This window comes from Streptomyces sp. NPDC005195 (assembly GCF_040608315.1).
GTDB classification, from domain to species: domain Bacteria; phylum Actinomycetota; class Actinomycetes; order Streptomycetales; family Streptomycetaceae; genus Streptomyces; species Streptomyces kaempferi.
Window position 1 is genome coordinate 1 of the sequence record NZ_JBEXHZ010000253.1, and the last position, 2,200, is coordinate 2,200.

The 2,200-nt window shown below is 70.3% G+C and carries 3 protein-coding genes; all 3 read left to right on the forward strand.

Annotation, left to right across the window (positions count from 1 at the left end):
- The coding region (gene fxlM, locus ABZV34_RS38665; RefSeq protein ID WP_356287736.1) for a methyltransferase, FxLD system at positions 1-1,078 on the forward strand (1,078 nt) is incomplete at its 5' end.
- A gap of 52 nt (positions 1,079-1,130) precedes the next feature.
- Positions 1,131-1,322, forward strand: coding sequence for an FxLD family lanthipeptide (locus ABZV34_RS38670; RefSeq protein WP_356287739.1), 192 nt, complete (start codon positions 1,131-1,133; stop codon positions 1,320-1,322).
- An 88-nt stretch (positions 1,323-1,410) separates the two neighbouring features.
- Positions 1,411-2,200, forward strand: a 790-nt coding sequence (locus tag ABZV34_RS38675; protein WP_356287742.1) for a lantibiotic dehydratase, incomplete at its 3' end; no start/stop codon positions are given.

The window sequence follows — 2,200 nt, forward strand, 5'->3', positions numbered from 1 at the left end:
GGCGTACGACACGTACGCCGCCGTGATCACCAAGACCGACGAGCACGGCGTGCAGCTCAGCTCGGTCTCCGCCCCGCAGATCCAGGCGATGATGCTGGAGCAGGCCCGGCCGCGCCCTGGGATGAGGGTGCTGGAGATCGGTTCGGGCGGACTGAACGCGGCCTACCTCGCCGAACTCGTCGGCGAGGACGGTGAAGTCGTCACGGTGGACATCGACCCCGTCGTCACAGGCCGCGCACGCCGGCTCCTGGACGGGCACGGCTACGGCCGGGTGCACGTCGTCACCGCGGACGCCGCCGAGCAGATCCCGGACCTCGGTGAGGTCGACGTCGTGATGGTGACCGCCGGGGCATGGGACATCGCCCCGGCCTGGACCGCACAGCTCAAGCCGGGCGGCCGTCTCGTCGTACCGCTGCGGATGCGCGGCCTGACCCGCTCCGTCGCCTTCACCCAGGTCACGGGAGCACACGGCAACTACCTGGAGAGCGAGTCGGCGCGGATCTGCGGCTTCGTCCCGATGCAGGGATCGACCGCCCACCGGGAAGAACTCCTCCTCGTCAACGGCACCCCCGAAATCGGGCTCCGGTTCGACGACGGCCTTCCTCCGGATCCGCACCGGCTGGACAACGCCGTCACCTATCGGCGCCACGAGTTGTGGACCGGCGTGAGCGTCGGCCTCCAGGAGCTCCTCGACACACTCCAGATGACGATGGCGATCAGCCTGCCGGGGTTCTGCACGATGGCCGTCGACGAAGACCTGGACACCGGCATCGTTGCCCCGTCGAACAAGCGGTTCGCCCTCGCTGCCGTCGAGGACGACACCTTCGCCTACCTCGTCACCCGCCGCACCGAGGACAACGAGCACGTCGAGTACGGCGTGCACGCTCTCGGCCCGCACTCCCAGCAGCTCGCCGGACAGGTCGCTGACGTCCTGCGCGACTGGGAAGCCAACCGGCGCGGCGGCCCCAGCCCGGTCATCCGGGTCTATCCGGCCAGCACCCCGACCGACCAGATCCCGGCCGACCGGGTCATCGACAAGGCGCACAGCCGGATCTCACTCTCCTGGCCTGCGGCATAACGCCGAGAGCCAGGTCGTCCTGCACCACTCGAAGAAGAGAAAGGGCACCATCATGACGAGCGCCACTCTGACCCAGCCCGCCCCGCTGGCGGGCCTGGACGACGACTTCGCGCCCCTGGACGTGAGGGTCGTCATCTCCGAGCACTCGCTCGGCAAGCTCATGTGCTCCACGGGCGACGGCTGCGGCACCACCTGCGCGACCGGCTCCAGCGCCTGCAACTCCTTCGTGGAGGACCCGTCCTGATCAGGACGCTCCCACGCCGGGGGCCGGGCGCAGACGCGCCCGACCCCCGGTCCTCCCCCTCCCCGCCTGTTGCTTGAAGGAAGAGACCATGGCTCCCCGAGCAGCCGCCAACTACCAGTGGCAGGGCGCCGCGATGCTGCGCGCCACCACCAGCCCCGGGCCGGCAGACATACCCCGCACCCTCAACGTGGACGACGTGGCCGTCACCCGCGGATGGCTGAACCGGATCTGGCAGCGCGAAGAGGTCCGCAGCGCGCTGGAGCTGGCCAGCCCCATCCTGTCCGCCTCGATCGAAGCCGTGCGCCAGGGCAAGCAGAGCGATCCCCGCCACGTCCGCCGGACCGCGCTGTCGACCGCCTCCTACCTCCTGCGATGGCAGCACCGCCCGACCCCGCTCGGCCTGTTCGCCGGGATCGCCCCCGTGTCCGTCGGAGCCCGGGCACGCGTGCGATGGCGCGACAAGCACCACGCGACGATCCGGCCCGACGCCGAGTGGGTCACCGACATGGTCATACGCCTCCAGCGCAGTCCCGCACTCCTGCAGCGCTTACCGCTCGTCGCCAACAACTGTGCTCACACCCGCGGTGACCGGCTCGTGGCACCGGGCCCGCCCTCCGACGGCCACGCCCTCCTCCTCGCCCCGGTCGAGATATCCGTCCGCAACACCCGGCCGGTGGCCACCGCGATGAACGCAGCCCGCACCCCCATCCCCTACAGCGACCTCCACACGCAACTGCGCCACCAGTTCCCGCAGGCGACCACAGCTCAGATCGACGCCCTCCTCGGCGGGCTGGTCGAGCAGCAGTTCCTCCTCACCAGCCTGTGGGCACCGATGACCACCGTGGACGCCTTCCAGCACCTGTGCCACGAACTGGACC

Coding starts and splice junctions, on each gene's coding strand:
- ABZV34_RS38670 (WP_356287739.1), top strand. CDS start 1,131: ATGACGAGCGCCACTCTGACCCAGCCCGCCCCGCTGGCGGGCCTGGAC.